Below are 24,176 nucleotides of genomic sequence, written 5' to 3'. Positions count from 1 at the left end.
GGCGTGTCGTTGGCGCAATCACACTCAGAATATCGGAAGAAACAACTCCTGTGGCGGTAATTGACCTCGCGCAGATTTTGCCAAAACAGATCAGGTTGCAGCTTGCAATAGCGTATCAATGAAGGGCATATTTGCCACGAAATTGCTCTCCGCTCTGCTGCAGGCATGAGACCAAGGAACAACCCTGTGGACCACAATGCAGGGGTGAAAGAATACCAATGACAGTTCGCTGTTGAGGGGCAAGGCTTTTGAAAGCGATCAATTCGCAGGAATCCAGTGACTCAGCAAATAGTGACACGAATGAACAGTTCGCACTGACAACAATACAGGCAGGTATCTGGCTCGACTGGAAAAAAGAGCAAGATCCGTCCAGCTACAATATCTGCAATGTCATCCAATTCGAGGGCAACCTTGATGTCGACAGGCTCTGGCAGGCCATTGTAAAGGCAGACCGCGAGAACGATGCCCTTCGACTGCGCTTTTCCAACGTCGATGGAGACGTGAGGCAGCATTTTGCTTCGGAAGTTCGTGCCACCGATTTCAGCGTAATCGATCTTCGATTTGCCGATGATGTCGAGGCGGCTGCCTATCAGGAACTCGAAGCCACCCGTACGCGTCTTCTTGATCCCGAAAACGGGTTTCTTTGCCGTCACCGCCTGTTCCGTCTCGAGGACAAGGTCTGTTGGTGGGTTCGGGTGTACCACCACCTTGTTTGCGACGGTTTTGCCGGGCATCTGCTGGCCGAGCGCGTGCAGGAGATCTATCGCGCGCTGGGTTCGAATACGGCGATTCCGGACTGTTCCTTCCGCTCCTATCGGAACTTCATCCTATCGGACGCGGCCTATCCCGAGAGTGATGCCTACACACGGGACCTGGCCTATTGGAAGTATCGCCTGGCAGACGGCAGGCCGGTCACACGTTTTTCTGCGCGCCCAGACAGTGCGCAGTCGCACCACAGGCAATTCCCGCAAAGTCTGAGCGGCGATGAGCTGGATGCCATTATCGGTGCAGCCAAGAAAGCCGGCACCTCTTCGCCTTCGTTGATGATGGCCACGTTTGCAGTTCTGCTTGGCCAGATTTCAGGAGAAAGTCACCCCATCCTGACTGTGCCGATGCTGAACCGGATCGGCCGTGACGAGCGGAATACCCCCGGTGCCTTTTCCTGTGTCGTTCCCCTAGATATCGACCTGAACAAGCATCAACGCATTTCGGAACTGGCCAAGGATATCTTCGGACGTGTGCGCCGGGATGTCCGTCACATTCGTCTCGGGCCGGCACGCATGCGTGCGGCGCGCCTGGGGGGGCACAGCCTCCTTGGCGGCGGGGCATTCTTCAACAGCCTGGATTCGATGACACCGCTGGAGTTTGACGACACCAAAGCCAAGCGGATGAATATCTATAACGCGCCAGTCAATGACCTTGGACTGGTCTACTTTGCCCAAGCGCTCAGCGAAACCGAGAACGAAGCCGAACTGATCTGGCAATACAATGCCGACCGCCTGGAACACGAAACGGTCGTAAGAATCGCTGAATGCTTTCGCCATATCCTCGATGCCGTCATCGCGGATCCTGAGCAGGAGATAGCCGCCCTTGCGGCTCTGGTCGGCGATGCGGGCGAAGAGCTGCGTCCGGGCGGTGGCATCGTAGCGGGTAGCGGGGTACAGCTGCAGGATCCTCCGGTACAGGCAACGACGCCGACTTCACAGGAGCGTATGGCCCAAGACTCAACGGTTGGCAAGCTGGCCGAGCGTGATTTCACGCAGAAGGTCAAGGCTGTCTGGGCCGAGCTCCTTCAGAGTGATGATATCCCGGTGGATGCCAATCTGTTCGAAATCGGTGCACATTCTCTGCTCGTTCCACGGGCGCAGTTTGCCCTGACGAAACTGGCCGGACGCGAGATCAGATCCGTCGAGATATTCGAGCACCCTTCCGTCAAGGATTTCGCGCGCTATCTTCTGGGGCAAGCGAGCCCGGCTATCCCTCTAGCGGATCTGGACACGAAACAGCGGGCCGAGGGCGCTGAAACCGATACATCCGACATCGCCATTGTCGGCATGGGGATCCGCCTGCCGGGTGCAGAGGATCGCGATGCGCTTTGGTCGCTGCTGGAAAGCGGGACGGACATGATTCGCGAGATCGATGCGGCCCGCCTGGAAAGCCTGGGTGGGGATCCTTCACAGCTGGAGGATCCGGCCTTTGTCGCACGTCATGGCATTCTCGATGACGTGGATTCCTTTGATGCAACCCTGTTCTCCATGACGGATCGGGAGGCGCGCGAAACCGATCCGCAGCATCGCCTGCTGCTCGAGACGGCGTTGACCGCCATGGAAGACAGCGGCTGCCAGCCGGAGCAGGACGGCCCGGTTGGGGTCTATGTGGGCGTTGGTTTCAACAGCTATATGCTCGATGTTCTCGGCCGCGCAGAAGCGGGCACGGGTTCGGGGGCCGTGCGGTACGGGTTCGCAATCGCCAATGACAAGGATTATGCGGCCAGTCGGCTGGCCTACAAGCTGAACCTGACTGGCCCGGCACTGTCCACGTCCACCGCATGCTCAACCGGTCTGGTCAACATTGCACTTGCCGTGCAGGCCCTGCGCGCGGGGCAGTGCCGCGTTGCCCTTGCGGGGGCTGCTTCCTTGGGGCTTGCGCCTTCAGGTGGGTACTACTTCACTGAAGGCGGAATCGGGTCGCGCAGTGGTATATGCCGCCCCTTCGACCATCGCTCAGACGGTGTTGTTGGCGCCAGTGGTGGCGCGGTCGTTGTCCTGAAAAAGCTAAGCGATGCCGTCGCCGACGGGGATACCATTCATGGCGTTATCAAGGGGGTCGGGCTTTCCAACGATGGCACAGCGAAGGCGGCTTTCAGCGCCCCGACTGCAAATGGCCAGGCCAGTGCTATCCGGACAGCTCTGGCCGATGGGAAGGTCGCCCCGGAAAGCATCCGCTTCATCGAGGGGCACGGCACCGGAACCCCTCTTGGCGATCCGATCGAGGTATCGGCGCTCAATCAGGTTTTCGGCAGCGGCGATACATCAGGCAAAGCCCCAATCTGGCTGGGATCGGTCAAGGGGAATTTCGGGCATCTGGATGCTGCGGCGGGAATGGTCGGACTCATCAAAGCGCTGCTGGCGCTGAAATACCGTACGCTGCCGCCGACCTGCCATTTCGAGGAGCCCAATCCGCGCCTGCCGCTTGAGGATGGGCCCTTCCAGATCAACGGCCAGCCTGTCGCGTTGGCAGGGGACGGAGCGACACCACTTCGCGCGGGTGTCAGCAGTTTCGGGATTGGCGGCACCAACGCGCATGTCGTTCTTGAAGCCGCCCCGGAAACGACAACGCGTGATGAGCGCATTGCCGATCCGATCCCCCACTTGCTGTGTTTTTCCGCAGCCACCCCGGGGGCGCTGACATCCTTGATGGCGCGAACATCTGTTTGGTTGTCGCACAAAGGGGCGGATGCCGATATTCGCGATCTGGCCTACAGCCTTTCCAGGCGGCGACAATATCCCTACCGTGCCGCCATCGTTGCCAAGACAATCCAAGCTGCCGGCTGGGCTCTTGCCGATGCGAAGTCTCCTGCGCGTGTCGAAGGGTTGGCGGACAGCAGCGAGGCGATCACCGCATTCCTCTTTCCGGGGCAGGGGGCGCAGCAACCGGGTATGGCACGCATGCTCCATTCTGCCGACGCGGCCTCTGCCGAACTGATCGATCAGGCCTGTGAAACTGTAGCGCATTTTTCCGGTCCTGAAGATCTCAGATCCCTGCTTCTTGCAACTGAGCCGACATCCGAATCTGCGGAACGTCTTGCGCAAACCGACCATGCGCAGCCGGCTCTGTTCATTTGTGAATATGCCATGGCCCGCCACCTGATGGCCTGCGGTGTCCAACCGGCCGCGCTGGCTGGGCACAGCATCGGGGAATATGTCGCGGCCTGCCTGGCCGGTGTCATGTCGTTCGAGGATGCCTTGCGTCTCATGGTGATACGCGGGCGGCTGATGGCCTCGACAAACCCTGGTGCCATGTATGCGCTCGCGGCCGGTGAGGCGGAAGTCGGAGCACTTCTGGAGGCCCATGGTCCAGAGCTCTCGCTTGCCGCGATCAACAGCCCGCGGCAGTGCGTGGTTTCCGGCTCGATCAAAGCGATCGACGATTTCGAGAAGCGTCTGCAGCAAGAAGGCAAGGTCGGACGGCGGCTCATGGTTTCACGCGCCTTCCATTCCGCCTTGATGGAATCGGTGCTCGCGGACTTTCGGAAAGCTGTTGGCCAGATCGCGTTGTCCCCGCCCGGCATTCCGATACAGTCCAATCTGACCGGTCAGTGGCTGCGTGATGCTGAGGCGGTCAATCCCGATTACTGGGTGCAGCACATGCGCAACTCGGTCCGCTTCGCCGATAACATCAAAGGACTGCAGGCGGCCATGCCCGGAGCCCTGATGGTGGACTGTGGTCATGGTGACATCGCCTGCCGGCTCGCCGCCGCGAACGGTGCGGATGCCAAGCTCTGCATTGCAACCCATCCACGGCAAATGTCAGAACAAACTGGCAGTGAAGTCGATGCCGGTCACGTCGCCCTGCAGACCGCGTTGGCGCAGATGTGGGTTCAGGGCGTGAAGCTTGATTTCGGAACTGTCGTGCCGAGTGACATGGTGCGTCGCATTCCGGTGCCGACTTATGCATTTGACCGGCGACGCCATTGGGCGAGATCAAGTGCTGAACAGTCGAGCCGGACAGGCAAAGAGCGCCTGCATCCCGCTTCGCTGCGCGCCGAGGATACGGCGGGCACACTGGAAACGGGCACTCCGGAAATCGTCAACGATGGACAGACCGCGTCCGCGGAGCAGATGCATCTTTTCAAGGTTCTTAGAATCTGGAGCGAGATGTTCGGGAATTCGGGCATCACGGCAGATCAGGACTTTACTGACCTGGGCGGGGATTCCCTGTTGGCGGTGCGGATCGCGTCACGCATCTCCGAGGTGTTCAAGGTCGAAGTCCCGGCCTCGGTGATGATTGAGTACCAGACGCCAGAAGCTGTGGCGAAATTCCTTTCTGAGCGTACAGCGCATGCGGACGGGGCGTCGACTGCTCTGACGACGAATGGCTCGCGAGGACGTGAGCACGGGGCGCTTTAATGAATGTCGAAAGCCCAATTCACCGGAAGCCGGATGTCTTCGAGCTGCTTGAGATCCTAGCATCGCGAGATATCCAGCTCTCGCTGCATGAGAATGGAGGCGATCTTGTCTTCGATGCGCCAAGCGGGGCCTTCGACGAAGACCTCAAGATGCAGGTTCGTGCCCTTAAGCACGAGATCATCGAGATCCTGCGGGACGGCACGGATGGGCAAGAGACAGTCGGACGTGATCGTGACATTGGCGCCGTAGTCGCCAGTTTCCCAGCTCATCCTGCGGTCGAAGGGCAATGGCTGGCCCGCCGCGATATACCGGCAGGCGACGATTACCATATCGCCACGCATTTCCGGCTTCCGGACGATACCGCCTTCGATGCCGTGAAACGGGCGCTGGGGCGAATCATTGCCCGGAACGATGCGCTGCGCTCCACCTTTGTCGAGCGTGATGGCCAGTTGATCCAGCGCGTGCACGAGCAAATGCCAGTTTCGATCACTCGAATTGCCCAATTCGACGATATCCAGAGCAGGGTGTTCGACATTCAGAACGGCCCGCTCATCAGGTTCGGCTATATCGAGCCGTCCGAAACACACTCACCCTTTCTGGGGCTTGTCGCTGACCATTTGTGCTTCGATGGTCAATCCATCGCGTTGTTGCGCAAGGAACTGCTCGAGGAGCTATCAGGCGGGCAGCCGCAAACCCCATCCAGTGCCGAGGCTCTATCCCGGCGCGCTCACCGGGAACTGGCCGGCGAGCGTGGACGCAAGGCTGTCGAATTCTGGGAACAGCGGTACGACCAGCTTCTGGCCGAGGGCTTGCCAAGCGACCCCTTTGCGGAAAAGGAGGATCGGGCCAAACGCCATCTGGTCGAGTTGACACCAGCCCAAGCCGAAGCGCTGGAGACACTAGCGCGCCATGCCGAGAAAGCGACCCAATCAGCGCTTTGGATGGCACTTGTGATTGCAGTCATCGCGCGCCACAGAGAGGATGGCGCAGCCTGTCTTGGCCTACCGTTTTCCGGGCGTGCGGATCGCGAAAGCCTGCATGCGCTTGGTTGTTTTGCAAATGTCCTGCCGATTGCCATTACGCCTGATATGGACGCAGGTTTTGATGTGCTGCTGAAGCAGGTCGGGCGCGAAATCCTCTCGATTATGGATGTGCAGGACTATCCGCTTACGCGCCTGATCCAGGGGCTCTCGAAACACGCGCAAGGCCCTGCCGATTTGCCGTTCGATGCCGTCAGCGTCATCGAAATTCATGAGGACGTGGAGGATGTCACCGACATCGATGTTGGCGCCGGGAAGTTCCCGCTGCTGATCGCGCTGGTCAAATTCGCATCCGGTACCTATCTGGCGGTGGAACATCAAACAGCCGCCTTCAGCGTCGACTGGGTGAAACGTTTTACGGATCGTTTCCTGAACTTTGCCTGCGCTCTTGCCAGGGATCCCTCGCAACCGATCGGCGATGTCGACCTGATTCCGGCAGATGAAAAGCACCTTCTGGAAACGGCGTTCAACGCGACGCAATCGGATTATCCAAGAGATTCCGGTCTTGGCGAACTGCTGGCACAGCGCATCAACCATCCGGATTCTGCTGAGCGGGTGGCTCTTGAGGATGGCAGGTCCCGGATCACCTATCGTGAGCTGGGAAACCGGCTGGCTGCGATTTCTGCGGAACTCGACGAAAGCGGCGTCAGGGCGGGGGAGACCGTCGGCCTGGCCGCCGCGCGTGGTCTGGACAGCATCCTTACGATCCTGGGTCTGGTCTGGCATGGGGCGGCCTATCTGCCGATTGACCGGTCCCTGCCTGCCAGGACGGTTGCCGACCTCATGAACGAGTGCGACGCGCGGACACTGCTATGTGATCCGCGCGAACGCGCGCGCCTGTCCGAACTTGAAGACAGCTTCCAGGTCACGTCGCTTCCGAAAGGCGGTGGCGAGGACCAGGACGGCAGGGCACGGGACGCCGTTCCTGCAAAGCGCAGGGGGCATGACCTGGCCTATGTCATGTTCACTTCGGGTTCGACCGGAAAGCCCAAGGGCGTTCTGGTGCCGAACCGGGCTGTTGCGCGCCTTGTTCTGAACAATGTGGCTTTGCCTTTCGGGCCGGAGGATGTGATCGCTCAAGCGGCGTCTCTTGGCTTCGATGCTTCGACGCTCGAGATCTGGGCGCCGCTTCTCAATGGTGGGCGGCTTCAAGTCATCGAGGATGATACGCTATTCGATCCCAACGCACTGAAGGACACTCTTGATACGTGCGGGGTGACGAGCCTGTGGCTGACGTCCAGCCTGTTCAACCGCATAGCCGACGATCTTCCGACAGCCTTCGCGTCCTTGGAGCGCCTCATGACCGGAGGAGAGGCGCTGAGCCCTGCGCATGTCATGAAGGTCATGCAGGCCTGTCCCAATCTGACGCTGATCAACGGCTATGGCCCGACCGAGAACACGACATTCACCTGCACGCACAGGATCACCGGGCAGGATGTTTCCGCCAGCAACATCCCCATCGGCAGGCCAATCGGCAATACCCGGGTCTACGTTCTGGACAGCAGGAGCCAAGTGGCGCCAACCGACTGCTGGGGCACGCTTCATGCTGCGGGTGATGGCCTGGCACTGGGGTACAGTGGCGCTCCCGAACGAACAGCCAGATCCTTCGTGCAGTACGGCAATATCGCCGAGGAGCGGCTATACAGAACCGGGGATCGGGCCCGCTGGCGTAGCGATGGCACCATCGAATTCGGTGGACGCGGGGATGGCCAAGTCAAGATCCGTGGACACCGGATCGAGCTTGCGGCGGTAGAGCAGAAGTTCTCCGAATTGGAGGGCATCCGAAATATCTGCGTCCTGACTATGGGCAAAGGTGCCGATGCCTTTCTTGGCGCTGCAATCGCCGCTGATTGCGACCATCGCGATTCATGGATTGCCGCAGCGGCGCGCGCGCTTCCCGAGTACATGATCCCGGAACGGGTCGTTGTGCTGGACCACCTGCCGGTCAATGCCAATGGCAAGGTGGATCGCAAGGCGCTGCATTCCATGATCGCAAGTGCCGAGGACACCCCGGTACAGGCAGCCACTGCGAATAGCGCTTCAGAACAGCTCGTCCTCGCCCTGTTTGAAAGCCTGTTCGCCGGTAACGAGATCACGCCGGCTTCCGATTTCTTCGCCCTTGGCGGGCATAGCCTGATCGCCATGCGGCTTGCCGGCCTGATCGAAAAGGAAACCGGTTTCCGTCCAAAGCTTCAGGATATCTTCACGTCACGCACAGTTGCGAACCTGGCGGCACTTGTGGATAGCCAGGGAGGGACAACGGGCTCTAGCAGCTTGCCCAGGGCACGCGGCGAGCGCTTCCCGCTTTCAAGCGGTCAGGCCCGGCTTTGGGTCCTGCAGCGCATGCAGCCGGATCTTGCCGTTTATTCGGTTCCGGCAACGCTCCAGATCGATGGTTCCGTTGATGCCGAGGCCCTGCAGCGCGCGCTTCATGCCTTGGAAGAGCGCCAGCATGCACTGCGCCTACGCTTCAGGAGCGACCCCGGACATCCGGATGGAGTCAGCCAGTATCTAGCCCCCGGCGGGTCCTGGAGCTTGCGCCGCCATCGAATGGATGAGGCATCGGCGCGCAGCTTCATTGCATGTGAAGCTGCGCGGCCTTTCGACCTCGATGATGTGCCAATGGCGCGTGCAGACCTGATCACCCTGGCTAGCGATCGTCACTGGCTGATGATCTCACTGCACCATGCGATCTGTGACGGCTGGTCCATGCCGATTCTTTTGCAGGAACTGACGGCTCTGTATCAAGCTGAAGCGGCCAGCGAAGCCGCCGTCCTGCCAGAGCTGGAGCGTCATTATGAAGATTTCGCAAGCTGGCAGCGGGCCTATCTGGAAAGCGATGCCGGCAAGGAGGCGCTCGCACGCTGGAAAGATCGCTTGACGCCTTTGCCCGAACCGCTTGATCTGCCAACGGATCGGCCGCGCGGGGCTGAACGGCGCTTTGCCGGAGGTTTCCATGACTTCACGTTTGACGCGGAAACAACCCAACTCATCGAGGAAAAAGCAGAGCGTAGCGGCACGACCGCCTTCAGTATCCTGACGGCACTTGTGCAACTCCTGCTCCATCGCCATTGCGGGCAGACTGACATTCCACTGGGCATGCTGGTTGCCGGGCGCGAGCATAGCGCCCTCGACAGTGTCATAGGGTTCTTCGTCAACACTGTGCTGCTGCGCCAGTCGGTCGATCCCGGGATGCGGTTCGACGACCATCTGGCCGTCACCAGCAGGACGATCATGGATGCACTGTCCGATCAGGCCGTGCCCTTTGAGGACATCGTAAGTGCGGTCAATGCACCGCGCGAGCTTTCGCGAAATCCGCTTTTTGACGTCCTGGTCGCCTGGCAGGACGGCATCCCGGAGATGGGCAAACTGGGTGACGCAGAGCTCTCTCTGGTCGAGACCGCGTTCCCCTTCTCCAAGTTCGATCTGGGCTTCTATTTCTGGCGCCGTCATGGGCGCCTGCAGGGTCAGATCGAGTTCGACAGCGACCTGTTCGATCGCGAAACCATCGCGGCTCTGGTCGAACGACTGAACATCCTCTGCCGCAGTGCCCTTGCCTCCGGCGCCACGACAGCGGTTTCGCGCCTGCCCATGATGCCGGAGGGCGAAAGGGACGAGCTCGACCGGTTCAATGCGACCACGCAGGATCTGCCAATCGAGCGCAGCATTCCAGAACCCTTTCTCGATCAGGTCCGCAGGACACCGGATGCAGTCGCGCTCCAGGATGGCCGGGAAAGCCTGACCTACACGGAGTTTGCGCGGCGCGCCTCCGGAATCGCCACGAAACTGGCGGAAAGGTCCGTTCGGCCCGGTCAGGTGGTCGGCCTGGCCATGCGGCGTTCCGTCGACATGCTGGCTGCTATCCACGGCATCCTTCTGGCTGGGGCGGCTTATAGCCCGCTCGACCCCGACCATCCCGAACAGCGCCGTCGGGAGATGCTTGAAGATCTTGGCGATGGTCCGGTGCTGACGACGCCGGATCTTGTCGAGCTGTTCGATGACGGCCGGGTCCTCGTTGTCGAGGGTCATGAGGATACCGATATCCCGGAGCTCGCCGGCGGACCGGATGACCTTGCCTATGTGCTGTTTACCTCCGGGTCGACGGGGCGTCCCAAGGGAGTCGAGATTGCGCATCGGGGGGTCCTGAACCGGATCCTGTGGATGCAGGACGCCTTCCCGATCGGACCGGATGACGTTGTCCTGCAGAAAACCCCGATCACCTTCGATGTGTCGGTCTGGGAACTCTTCTGGTGGTCGTGGACCGGTGCGAAACTCGTTCTGCCGCCCCCTGGGGCCGAGCGTGATCCCCAGCAGCTTGCTGAAACAATCCACGACAATGGGGTCACGACACTGCATTTCGTGCCATCGATGCTTGCGACCTTCCTGTTCGCCATCGAAAGCGGCATGGTCGCTATCGACAAGCTGTCCAGCCTCAGACGCGTCTTTGCCAGCGGTGAAGCCCTGGACGCTCCGATCGTGGAGCGTTTCAACGATCTACTGTACGAGAGATTCGGGACCGAACTGCACAATCTCTATGGTCCGACAGAGGCGACGGTGGATGTGACCTGGCAGCCCTGTTCGCCCAGTCCGGGCAGATCTGTGGTGCCGATTGGCAAACCGATTGCCAATACGACGGTTCAGATCCTGACAGAGGAGCTGCAGCCGCTGCCGATCGGCGTGACCGGTGAGATTGTCCTGGGCGGTGTTCAGGTTGCACGGGGATACCGCAACCGTCCCGAACTGAGTGCCGAAAAATTCCCCGAAGATCCATGCAATCCCGGGCAACGCCTCTATCGTACCGGTGACCTGGGGCGATGGCGCCGGGACGGGACGATCGAGTATCTCGGCCGCATCGATCATCAGGTCAAGATTCGCGGTTTCCGCATCGAATGCGGTGAGGTCGAAGCCGCCCTAGAAAGCCATCCTTCCGTGGAGCGCGCGCCGGTCAAGGCCGTCAAGATCGGCGAACTCGACGAATTGCATGCCTTCATCCTGGGCAGCGACGACCTGACTCCCCTTGGCTTGCGTGACTATCTGCGTGGTCGCTTGCCTGAGTACATGATGCCCGCCCGTTTCTTCGTCATCGAGCATCTGCCGCTGACGAGCAGCGGCAAGATCGATCGCAAGGCTCTTGCCGGGGCACCTCTGGCGGCTTCACCGAATGCCGCCGATAGATCGGCCGAAGCCGCAGTGGAATCGACAGAAAAGGATGACCCGCAGGCAGGCCTGCTTGAAGCGCAACTTACCCGGTTCTGGCAGGAGGTGCTGCCGGATGTTGCGCCAGCACGCGAAGATGGCTTCTTCGATGTAGGCGGAAACTCCCTTCTGTTGCTGCGACTGTTCGAGAAGATCGAGGCGCGCTGGCCGGGAAAGCTTCGGATCGCCGACCTCTTTGCCAACCCCTCGATTGCGCGCCAGGCCGAACTGCTTGCCGGTCAGTCTGCCGATGCGAAATCGGGCGACTTGGCCGAGGCGGCAGAAGTGAAGCTGGCCGAGTTTGCACCGATTGCCGTGATCGGCATGGGGGTCCAGCTTGCCGGCGCCGAGGATCTGGATGCCTTCTGGCGTGATATCGCAGAGGGGCAGGATCATGTCCGCCCGCTTCCGGTGACACGCGAAGCGGAAACACGTGCTCTCCTCTCCGCCATCGGCATTAAGGCACCCAAGCACTTCCGTGAAGCCGCCTACCTTGAAAGCATCTTCGATTTCGATGCCCAGCGTTTCCGCATGGCACCCGCGGACGCCAGCCTGTTGGATCCCGAACAGCGGTTGTTCATGGAAACCGCCCTGATGGCGCTGGAGAATGCCGGTTATGGCGGCAACGCCCTGCGCGGCCAGAGAGTTGGCGTGTTTGCCGGCGGTGGTGCCAATCCGGCCTGGCGGCTTGTCATGGAGCATGCGGCGAGCGGGAAGGCCGAGCAGGCCTTCGCCCTCAATGTGCCGTCCAACATCGTCGCGCGCCTTTCCTACCTGAAGGACTGGCATGGTCCTGCCCGGGTGATCGATACGGCGTGCTCCTCCTCGCTCGTCGCCGTCCACGATGCCTGTCAGAGTTTGCGTGATGGCAGCAGCAGGATCGCCATCGCCGGCGGCGCAAAGCTGCTGCCCTGTCCGTCCGATGCGGACAGCGCTTTCACAATCGACTCCTCGACCGCACGCACGCGTGCCTTTGACGCAGATGCCGATGGGACGGGGGTGGGCGAAGGCAGTGCCGTCTTTGTCCTGAAGCCGCTCGACGCGGCGATGAAGGATGGAGACCCCGTCCACGCCGTCATTCGCGGCAGTGCAGTCAACCAAGACGGCGCCTCCAGCGGTGCGGCCGCACCGAACCCGATGCAGCAAGCGGAGGTCATTCGACAGGCGGCGGAATCCGCCGATATCGATCTTTCAAGCCTCTCCTATTTCGAGGCGCATGGAACGGGGACATCGCTCGGCGATCCGATCGAGATCGATGGCATCACCCGTGCCTTCGAAGGAAGGGATCAGCTGTTTGAATCCGCCTTTATCGGATCGGGGAAGGGCAATTACGGACACCTGGACGGTGCCGCCGGTGCGTTGGGCTTGGCGCGGGCGATCCTGGCACTTCGCCATGATCGCGCCCCGCCGCAACCTTTCTTCGAAAACCCCAATCCGAAGATCGATTTCGACCGCTCACCGGTTCGTGTGCCCGAGCGGTTGGAGAAACTGCCCGATCGTGGCCAGGCACGGCGTGCGGGTGTCAGCTCCTTTGGCCTGAGCGGAATCAATGCGCACATGGTGGTCGAAGCAGCCCAAGCCTTCATCGACACAATTAGTGCTCACACCGATGCAGGTTTAATCCACGTGGTTGCTCTTTCAGCGGGCAGCGAGGCGGCATTGCGCGACTATGCCGCAAAACTTCATCAGCGTATCCGGTCCGACGACAGCCTTGCCGTGCGCGATATCGCCTTCACGCTGGCCACAGGCCGCGATGACCTGAAGTATCGCTTTGCCGTCGCAGTTCAGAATCGCGAGGAATTGCTGGACCAGCTGACGCAGCTTGCAGATGGCCGACGTCAGGCAGGTTTCGCCAAGACTCCCGGCGAAGGCAAGGCAGGGAGTGCCTCTGCCACCACGGCGGCAGAAGCGCAGGGTCATATCATCCGTTATCTTGACGGTGCGCCGCTCGGCTGGCCCGATGGGCGGCAGGCGCGGCGCGTGTCCTTGCCGTCTGCCCCCTTCGTCAAGAAGCCCTGCAAGCCGGATTTCAAGGCAGGGCAGCGAACATTAGAAACCTGGCTGCGGGGGCCGGTGGAAACCGCAACGGCACAGTGCTTCAGCCTTGCCATCAGTGATCCCGACTTCTGGCCGGTCAATGAGCACAAGCTGAACGGCCAGCCGACTCTTGTCGGCATGGCGGTGCCGGCACTGATCGCCCAGGCAGTCAAGCAGCTTGACGGCGGAGGCCGGACGGTGGGGATAGATGATCTGACCTGGCATCACCCACTGGTCGCGTCCGCTGTGCCTGATGGCAAGGTGACGCTCAGCATATACGAGGACGGCCAAGTCGAATTGGCCGGGCGTTTGAAGAATGGGAAGTGGCGCGTCTTTGCTACGGCCAGATGGAACAGGCACGTCATAGCATCCAACCGTCCCGGTCCCGATCTGACATCCATTCGAGGCAAGGCGACGGTTACACACTCTCTTGCAGGCTTCACCGGACAGTATGGCCCGGTTGCCATGAGTGAGCGCTGGGATTGCAGTTTATCCTTCCAGAGCGATCCGGAAAGCACCTCTGCAATCAAGCATCTGCGACTGGCCGACAAGTATCACACGGACCTGGACGACTGGCTGTTCCACCCGGCCCTGGCGGATGTCGCATGCAGCATGGCCCTGGATATTATGGCTGAAGGCTCCATTCCGCTCGGTATAGAGCGGGTCATGGTTCATGGGCTATCCAGCGCAGAGGTGTTTGCGTGCGGCCAGTTACATTCTCCCGGTAAGTTTGATGTGACGCTGTTCGATGCCGACAGCCTCGAACCTGTCCTGACGGTCACCGGCATCCGCTTTGGTAACGCAGGCGGTGAGGCCAGGACAGGGGCTCCGGAACCGCTGAAGACCCTCTGGGAAACGACAGCCGTGCGGCAGCAGGATATCCCCGAGGGGTGCCTGTTCATCACGGATGGGGATTTCTGGCCGGTGCCACACGGCTGCCGGGCGGTGCATCCCGACGATCTTGATCGCAGGGTTCTCTCGGACATGTCACATGCGGTGCTGGCGCTGCAGCCCGGTTCGGACGCGCCGCGCCGGAACGCTGAAGCCCTGCGCAGTGTCCTGCGCAACATGAGCGGAGGATTGCGACTTGTCACCCTGGGGTGCGGTGCGTTCCAGATGGCGGGCGATGATGTCGCGATGGCGCCGGATCAATCCGGAACAGCAGGCGTTGTGACCGCTGTTGCACATGAAGAACCCAGGCTTGCGATAAGCTATGCCGACATGACGCCCGAAACGCTCCGGAGTTGCCTGGGGGCCGAACTGGCCTGCAAACCCGCACGCGATCCGGTCACTGTCTATCGCGATGAATCATGTTTCGTGCGCAAGCTCGTGCCGCTTGAGGAAAGCGACCGGCGCGAGGACGCCGGCTGGCCGGATTACGGTGTATGTCTTGTCACCGGTGGAACGGGCGGTTTTGCCTTGGCATTGGCCGAGGAAATGTCGGCAGGCGGAAAGGTGCACCTGGCCTTGCTCGGCCGGCGCGATGAAGCGGGCCTGGACGAGGACACACGGCGTGGTCTTGAGGCGCTGCGTGGCAAGGGGATGGGGCTGTCACTCTTCGCCTGCGATGTTGCCGACAGTGCTGAACTTGGTAAGACGCTGGATCGTATCCGGAAGGAACTGGGCCCCATCACGGCGGTGGTGCATGCCGCCGGTATCGCGGACGGTGGCTTTCTTGCCTTGCGCGACATGGCACAGTTCGATGCGGTGCAATCGGCCAAGGTTGCAGGGGCTGTGAACCTTGATCAACTGACCCGCAATGATCCGCTTCAGGCCTTTATGATGTTCGGTAGCCTGACGGCCGTGGTCGGTGCGCCGGGCCAAACAGCCTATTCGGCAGCGAACGCCTACCTGGATGGTTTTGCACAGCTGCGCAGAAACCAAGGGCGGCCAGCCCAGACGATTGACTGGTGTGCGCTCAGTGACCAGGGCATGGCTGCCCGCAACGATGTGCCGATGCAGGAGGGGGCCTGGATCCGTCCGGGAGATGCCGCCAGGCTGTGGCGGAGCGTACTGGGCAGTTCGACTGCACAGCTGACCATGCTTGACCCCGTCCTTCTGCAAGATGATCCACAGAGCGTTCCCGAAGCGATAACCCCATCTGTCTCTTCGCAAGCAGCATTGCCACCCGCTGTCGAAAGTGATGTGGAAGCCCGCATCGCGAAGATCTGGGCGGCGGTACTTGGGTATGACTCCGTCGCTCCACAGGATGATTTCTTTGCGCTTGGCGGTGATTCCATCACCGGCATGCAGATCGTCGACGAGATCAACGGGGAACTCGGGCTTTCCTTGACACTCTCGGACCTCTTCACGGCCTCGAGCGTGTCGGAAGTTGCGGCCCTTGCCCGTAGCGCGCCCGATGGCGCGGGCAGGGGGGGCGAACTGCCAGAGGACGCTGCCGGCACAGGCGACCGACCGGCGGCCGGTCTGGAGAAGGCGCTTGCAGCGATCTGGGCCGAAACGCTGGGATATGACGCGGTCGATCCAGATGAGGATTTCTATGCGCTTGGCGGAGATTCCATCACCGGTATGGAAATTACCGATCGCATAGTTCGCGAACTCGGGCATGAGGTGAGCCTCACCGACCTGTTTGAGCATTCGAGCATCCGGAAACTGAAGGAGAAACTGGCGCCTTCGGACGGTGAAGCGGAAGCCGTGAAGGATTCCCCGCTGGAGGCGGAAGCGGAGACGCCAGCGGACGTGGTTGACCAGGCTCCGCCCGAGGAAGCCGACCCGCGATGTGCACCGGAGTTGTCGCGCTACCCCTTGGCGCTGGAACAGTTGTCGGTGATGAATGCCGCGCAGAAGGGCAACATGGGCACCGCGTTCAACCTGCCCCACGCCTTTGTGCTTGGCGAAGACTGTGATCTTGATGGTCTACGGGCCGCAATCCGGAGTCTGACCGAGCGCCATGAAATCTTGCGCACGCGGATCTTGCCCGATGGTGACGACTGGCAGATGGAGGTGTTGCCGGCTGCACAGGTCATCAGCGAGCTGCCCGTGACGCAGGTCAACGCGCCGGTTGAAGAGGCCTGTACGGCGCTGGTGGAGCCCTTCGATCTGGAAAATGAGATCCCGGTGCGCTGGCGCTTCCTGGCCGACCCCTCCGGGAAGACGGCCCTGTTCTTCGATATCCACCACATACTTGCCGACGCCTTTAGTGTCGAACGATTGCTTGGCGAACTGTTTGCACTTCATTGCGGAGAGGACCTTGCCCCGCTTCGTTACCAGTTGCGCGATTATGCCTGGTGGAGCCACACGGATGACAATCGCCAGCGTCTCGCGTCGGCGAAGAGCTATTGGCAGTCACTCTATGCCGATTCACTGCCCAAGCTCGACCTGCCTGCCGATCGGCGTCGCCCGGCCTATCACACCTTCCGGGGAGATATCGTCGGGTTCGAGCTTGATCCCGAGCTGCTGGGGGAGGCGCGGAAGTTTGCCGCAAATCAGCGGGTGACGATGTTCACCCTGGTCCTGACGACCTGGTTCGTCGTTCTCTCGCGTCTTGCCGAGACGGAGGATCTCGTCATCGGCGTGCCGGTGGATGCTCGTGATGCTACCGGTTTCCGGGATGTGGCAGGGATGATGGTCTCGTTGTTGCCTTTGCGCATGCAGGTCCGTGGCAGGGATACTGTCGAGGGTCTGCTGGCGCGAATGCAGCACCATCATGTCAATGCCCTTCGCCACCGGGCCTATTTCCTGGACCAGCTTCTCGATGACCTGTCTCCTCCCGCTGCTCCGGATCGAACTCTGCTGTCGGAAGTGACGCTGTCCTACATGAACTATCAGGCGGCAAATCCGGGATCGGACAGCAGCGGCATTGCGCCGAAGGTGATCAGCCTCGATCGTCGCCACAGCAAGAACGACATCTCGATCTTCGTGCGTGATTTGCCCGAGAGGATGGCGATCACCTTCGACTACTATGCGGACCTTTATGACCGTGCACGTATCGAACAGCTTGGCGAGGTGTTCTCCAACACCTTGAAGCGCCTGATCCACTCCAATGCCCAGCAGGTCGGGTCCATCGAGCTGTTGCCCGAAGACCAGACCAGGCACCTGCAGGTATGGGAGAACGGTCCCGCTGCCACTGTTCCCGATGATACCAGCCTGTTTGGCCTGTTTGCGTCGAAGGTCACGGTTTCGCCAGAGCACTGCGCCGCCCGCGATTCCGAGGGCGCCTGGACCTACAGCGAATTGCTGGCCGAAGCGCGGGCCGTGGCGCGCCACTTGGCAGCGGCCGGGGTCGAGCCGGGTGATTTTATCGCGATGCATGTGGAGCGCGGCCGTCAGGCAATTGCCGCCATGCTTGGCGTCGCTGCAATCGGCGCCGGTTATGTGCCGCTCGATCCGGCTTATCCAGTGGAACGGAACCGCTTCATACTAGAAGACAGTGGCGCCAGAATTGTTCTGGTCGATGATGTCGGACAAGCTGCCTTCGCAGAGATGTCGGACTGTGTCGCACAGGTCTGCCATGTCGCCGAAATCCCTCCTGACGATGGCAGTTTCGAGCCCCCGGCATTACAGGACCCGCACGCGGCGCCGGCCTACCTCATGTACACCTCCGGCTCGACGGGTCAGCCCAAGGGGGTTCTGATTGAGCAGGGGGCTGTCCTGCGCCTGGCCCTGGGCGAGGACTATGCCTGGGTTGCACCCGGTGATGTGGTGGCCCAGGCCGGGCCATTGTCATTCGATGCCGCGACCTTCGAAATCTGGACGACGCTGCTTTGCGGCGCCGAGATCGCCGTGATTGATCGCCATACGCTGCTCGATCCAGCCGCCTTCGCCAGGTCCCTGGAGCGCTTTGGTGTCGACAAGATGTTCATGAGCGTGGGGCTGTTCAATCGACAGATCGACCATGATCCGGCAAGCCTGTCGGGACTGAAGGTCCTGATGATCGGCGGCGACAGCATCAGCAAGTCGCACGCCCGCAGGTTCATGGAGGCCTGCCCGGACACCCAACTTTTGAATGCTTACGGCCCGACCGAGAGCACGACCTTTACGACCGTGACACGGATCCGGGCGTCCGAACTGGACGAGAATATGGATTCCACCGTCATTGGACGCCCCATTGCGGACACCAGGACGGTGATCCGTGACGAAAGCGGATTGCGCGTGCCGATCGGGGCCTGGGGAGAACTGCAGATCGGGGGAGACAGGCTGGCGCGCGAATACTGGGGCCGCCCGGAATTGACTGCGGAACGGTTCGTGCCCGATCCCGACTGCCCCAGTGCACGACTCTACCGGACCGGCGACCTGGCACGCTGGACCCGTGATGGCCGGATCGAATTTGGCGGCCGCCGGGACAACCAGGTTAAGCTGCGCGGTTTCCGCATCGAACTGGATGAAATCGAACAGCAGCTGCGCCAGGCACCTTCCATCAGGAATGCCGTTGCATTGTTCAACCCTGATGGCCTGAACGGTAGCGAGATCATCGCCTGCATCCAGGAAAGCGATGAAGCAGGTACCGTATCGGACAGCCGGTTGGGAGGTCTGCAGGCCTGGCTCGGTCAACGCCTGCCCAGCTACATGCTGCCGGCGAAATGGTACCTGGTCGATGACATCCCGATCACGGAGAACGGCAAGGTTGATCGCAAGGCACTGCTGGACAGGGTGCTCATGCAGTCCCCGATCGATGCACAGGGGCCGGACGAGGAAGAAACAGCGCTTGCGCCGACCGAGCAGCTTGTTGCCGATATATTCAGTGAAGTGTTCGAGACCACGATCCAGAGCCGTAATGCCAGCTTCGCCGTCCTTGGCGGCCACAGTCTGATGGCAATCCGGATTGTCAATCGGATCATGGATCGCACAGGCAAACGTCTCAGCATGGCAGACTTCTTTGCCAACCCGAGCATTGCGGGCCTGGCACGCCATATCGATGATATGAGCACAGATGACAACCATGCCGCCGGGACCGTCATCCCGCCGGCTCCGAAGATGGATGTCTATCCCACCAGTCATGCGCAAAGAAGGCTGTATCTGCTCTCGCAGATGGAGGCCGGCAGTGGCGCTTACGGAATGCTGTTTGCGCTGCGGTGCAGCGGGGCGCTGAAAGCCGAGGCCCTGCAATCCGCGCTTCGGGCTCTGGTCGAACGCCATGAAACCTTGCGTACTGCCTTCATCGAACAGGACGGCAGTATCGTGCAGCGCATTGACCAAACCACATCACCGACTGTCGCCTTCAATGATGTCTCGGATCATTCCGATCCTCTTCGTGAAGCGTTGCGCCTGGCGCGTGAGGAAGCGGCCACTCCGGTCGCGCTCGACCGTCCGCCCTTGATCCGTGCGCAGATGATCAAGGTCGGTTCCGACGAGCAGCTGCTGATCCTGGCAACACATCATATCGTGGGGGATGGCTGGTCCTCGCGGATTCTGTTGCGCGAGCTCAACCTGTTCTATCAAGCAGCATTGGGAGGTGAAACGCCTGATCTGGCGCCACTGCCCATCACCTACAAGGACTTCGCCCATTGGCAGGTCGAACAGAACTGGTTGGAGGCGGCCGCGTATTGGCGCGCGAAGTTGGAGGGGGCGCCTGAGCAGATCAAGCTTCCCACGGACCGACCGGCGCCGGAGGTTCAGTCCTATCGCGGGGCTCATGTCCATCTGCCTATAGCGCCAGAGGTTCTCAGCGGCCTGCATGGCTTGGCGCAGGCCCGCAATACGACGCTTTCGGCTGTCGGGCTGGCCATCTTTTCGGCGATGCTTTATCGCCTGACCCGACAGCAGGATATGGTCATCGGTATGGGGGTGGCCGGCCGCGAGAGGACCGAGACGGAAGGATTGATCGGCTTCTTCGTCAATGTCCTGCCGATCCGTGTGCATCTTGACGAGGAATCCGATCTGGAGGCCTTGATCGACGATGTCCACCTGAACATCACCTCGGCTCTGGACCGGCAGGACTATCCCTTTGATGAACTGGTGCGCGCCGTGGCGCCCAAACGCCATGCCAACCGCCAGCCGCTTGTGAATGTGGTCTTCGAGTACCAGCGCTTCGATGCGCTGGCTCGCATGGATGAAAACAGCGGCTTGCCTGCGATTTCCAGCGAACGGGAAGGCCTGCTGTCAGGCAATCTGGACAAATTCGTCGACAACACGACGGCAAAACACGACCTGATTCTTTTCCTGACTGAAGAGGCCGGTCAGGCGCGCTTCACGCTGGAGTATGATACCGACCTTTTCGAGGCACAGACCATGCAGCGCTGGCTTGGCTTCCTGGAGAGGTTTGCCCGCGCAGCAGCCGAGAATTTCCACAAGGACAGTTGAATGAAGATTGGCGATTTCGATTTTGACGACCTTGAAGCCTCGCATGAAGCGCCGGCCCCCACGTCGCATGTGGTGACCGACAGCATTGTCGAGCGATTTGCGAACGGGCTTTCAGAGCATCCCGAGCGCCTGGCCGTTCATGACGAAGACGGGAAACTGACCTACCGAGAACTTGATTTCGAAAGCAGCCGGATCGCCCGTTTCATCGCCGCCCTGGATCTCGGCAAGGAAACCCTGGTCGGCGTGATGACCGGCCGTTCGCGGCACTACATCACGACAATACTGGGCGTCCTCAAGGCAGGCTGCGCCTTTGTCCCGCTCGATCCCAATATGCCGCTGATCCGGCGTCTTTCCATCGTCCGAAGTACCGGACTCCCGTTAATTGTGGGAGATGGCGCCCACATCGGGGATCTGCATCAGTTGCAATGGCGCTGCGGGTCAGTCGACCGCATACTATGTATGGACCAAGATGAGGTCGACGCACTCTCCGAGGCGCCCGGATCCTTGATGTCGGCCGAGCTCTGGGATCATCTTGCCGGCGATGACGCTGACGATATTCTTGCCGGTGGCTGGAAATCTGCCTTTACAGGGCAGCAGATACCCCAGAAGGTCATGGAAGCCTTCGGCGCCAATGCGCGCAGCAAGGTGGCGGGCGTCGTTTCGCAGGACAGCCGGGTTCTCGAGATTGGCTGTGCCTCCGGTGTGACCATGAGGCATGTTGCCCCCCTGGTCGGCGAGTATGTTGCGACCGATATCTCGCGGCGCAATGTCGAACGCACGGAAATCCTGGCGATCGAATCCGGCATGAGCCATGTCATGGGGCGCCAGCTGGCCGCCCATGATGTGGATGTCTTTGAGCCGGGTTCCTTCGATCTGGTCATCCTCAACAGCGTGATCGAGAATTTCCCGGGATTTGGTTACCTGCGTCAGGTGCTGGACAAGGTGGCCCGGCTTCTGGCGCCTGGCGGCGCAATCTTCATTGGCAATGTCTGGGATGCCGACCGGCGTGATGCTTACCTGGCGGATCTGGCGGCTTTCGCTCGTGAGAATGCCGGAAAGGGATATGACACCCGCCTCGATTTCCTGGAGGATCTTTTCGTTCCCGAGGCTTTCCTGCAGGACTGGCGCGCCGAGAGGGGTGGCTTTACTTCGCAGCGATCGGCAATCGATGCCCCCGGGTTCGATCCAGCCCCGTATGCCTTTGACTTCCTCCTCACGGCCGATGATAGCGTGGCGGCGGGATACGCTCGGAAACGACGCTACGCGAGAGCGCAGTTGGAGGCTTGCAGCAGTGGAGCGCAGCTGGCTGACACCTCGGCCGGCGATCTTGCCTATGTGCTGTTCACCAGCGGGACAACCGGACGTCCGAAAGGAGTGATGATCGAGCATGGGTCCGTCGTCAATCTTGCCCAGTCGGTCCTTGATACTCAGCTTTTGCTTCTTGGGGCGGACGATCCGGGCGCCTGTCTCGATCTGACCTGTGTGGCGCCCTTTGGCTTTGACGGCTCGATCGTGCAGTTATTTGCCGCCATCCTGAATGGCCAGTGCCTGCATGTTCCGGGCTTCGATACCCGGAGTGACCCCGAGGCTCTGCACCGTTTCATCCGCGAACATGGAATCGACCAACTCGATGCAACGCCGAGCCTCTTCGCGCTGCTGCTGGATTACTGGGAGGAAATGGGAGAATCCTGTGGGGCGCGTATGGTCGTGCTGGGTGGAGAGGTGGTGTCGACGGATCTTGTGGAACGCTTCTTCGCGCTTCCCGGTCACAGCGACATCAGAGTGGTCAATGCCTATGGCCCTACGGAATGCTGTGTATCTGCGGCTCAGTATGTGATGACCGCTTACAATTTTCGCCAGATCCTGCCCCCACCGATCGGCCAGGCGATACAGGGTGTCATCCTCGATATCTGTGATGACCAGGGCAACAGCTTGCCCGATGGCGTACCCGGTGAAATCCGTATCGGTGGGGCCGGTGTCGCGCGCGGATATCTGGGTGAAGACGACGAGAATGCCCTGAAGTTCATCAAGCGTGCAGACGGCAGCCGGTGGTATCGCAGCGGTGACGTGGGCCGTCGGCGTGGCGATGGGGAAATCGTCTTCGTCGGGCGCGAGGACAGGCAGGTCAAGGTCCGTGGCAACCGGCTCGAGTTGGGAGAGGTCGAGAATGCTATTGCCCGGCACCCCCTGGTTCGCCGGGCCACTGTCATAATGGCAGAGGAGGGACAGGAGAGCAGCCCGGGAATCGTGGCCTATCTGGTGACAGAAGACGGGTTCGATGCTGCCGCCTGTCGCGCTCAGCTGGAAGAGGCGCTGCCATCCTATATGCTGCCCAGCTGTTTCATCTGTGTCGACGAGATTCCGCTGACCGCGAATGGCAAGATCGATTACGCGAAGCTGCCGAGTCCGGAGAAGACACGGCCGGATGGAATGAAGAGACCGGCAAAGCCGCTGGCGGATGCCATGGAGCATCAGATTGCCGCTCTGATGGCCGACGTGCTCGATCTTTCTGTCGACGACGCCGATGCAGATTTCTTCGAGCTTGGCGGGCACAGCGTTCTTGCCGTTCAGTTTCTTTCCAGGATCACGCGAGAGACTGGTGTAAAGATTCCGCTCAGCGATCTCTTCAGCTGCTCAAGCGTTGCCAGACTCGCGGCCCGCATATCGGAAAGAAAACAGGCACAAGCCGCCAAGAGTCCGCTCGTGCCCGTCAATACGACGGGATCGGCCGTTCCAATGGTCTGTTTTCACCCCGTTGGTGGGAACATCCTCTGTTACCAGGCCCTGGCCCGGGAACTAGGGCCGAACCAGCCGATCTACATGGTTGAAGCGCAGGGGCTTGAGGAAGGCCAGTCACTTGCCCCTTCCGTAGAGGAAATGGTGGCGGCCTATATGCCCCACGTTCGAGAGGTCATTCCGGAGGGGCCGGTGTTCCTTGCCGGCTGGAGTTTCGGTGGATTGCTTGCCTACGAGGCCGCCTACCGCCTGCAGCAGGCCGGTGTGGAGGTGCAAGGCGTCTTCCTGTTCGACGCAGTTGCGGTGCCGGATGCCGTGCGTGAACTTCTGCGCAAGGATGAGGCCGAGTATCTATCAGATCTGTTCGCCGAACTCGGCATTGTCGAGGCTGCTGAGCTTAGGCCGCTGACTCCGGAGGGTCGTATTGATTTACTGCTTGAACGGGGAAAGAATTCCAAGCTTCTGCCCAGGGAAGCCGATCGTGGCGTGATCCGGCGCCTTCTGGCCGTGTTTCAGAACAATGCTCTGGCGGCCGTCCACTACATTCCACCAGTTCTCGAGACTGTCGATGTACTGTTGATCCGCCCGAAAACCATAATCTCGGCAGCCCCCGGTATTGAAGGCGATGACTATAACGGCTGGAAAAGCTTCGCGGGCGAGAAGGTGAAGCTGGAATGGGTTCCGGGCACGCACGGATCGATGATGTTCGACCCGGATATAGTCAATGTCGCTGCCTGTATCCGGCATGAGCTAAGGTAAGGCTGATCGGCATTGCGGC

General features: G+C 60.7%; 3 protein-coding genes. All 3 read left to right on the top strand.

Annotated features, from left to right (window positions below):
* Positions 1–248: 248 nt before the first annotated feature.
* From G502_RS21470 to G502_RS0110295, 3 genes are read left to right on the top strand one after another with little or no spacing between them, the layout of a single operon-like run.
* Positions 249–5,129, top strand: coding sequence for a type I polyketide synthase (locus G502_RS21470; protein ID WP_022728593.1), 4,881 nt, complete (start codon positions 249–251; stop codon positions 5,127–5,129).
* Positions 5,129–20,662: a non-ribosomal peptide synthetase gene (locus tag G502_RS0110300; protein ID WP_022728592.1), complete on the top strand. Its 15,534-nt coding sequence runs from the start codon at positions 5,129–5,131 to the stop codon at positions 20,660–20,662. Before G502_RS21470 ends, G502_RS0110300 begins: the two co-directional genes overlap by 1 nt.
* Positions 20,663–24,157, top strand: coding sequence for an alpha/beta fold hydrolase (locus tag G502_RS0110295; RefSeq protein ID WP_022728591.1), 3,495 nt, complete (start codon positions 20,663–20,665; stop codon positions 24,155–24,157).
* The last annotated feature ends 19 nt before the right edge of the window (positions 24,158–24,176 follow it).

It is taken from the genome of Fodinicurvata sediminis DSM 21159 (genome assembly GCF_000420625.1).
Classification (GTDB): domain Bacteria; phylum Pseudomonadota; class Alphaproteobacteria; order Kiloniellales; family DSM-21159; genus Fodinicurvata; species Fodinicurvata sediminis.
The sequence above is the reverse complement of the archived record's forward strand: the minus strand, read 5'-3'. Positions and strand labels throughout refer to the sequence as shown.

Bases quoted from the DNA above. Each gene is read 5' to 3' on its own strand.
- G502_RS0110300 (WP_022728592.1), top strand. From the start codon at position 5,129: ATGAATGTCGAAAGCCCAATTCACCGGAAGCCGGATGTCTTCGAGCTG.
- G502_RS0110295 (WP_022728591.1), top strand. From the start codon at position 20,663: ATGAAGATTGGCGATTTCGATTTTGACGACCTTGAAGCCTCGCATGAA.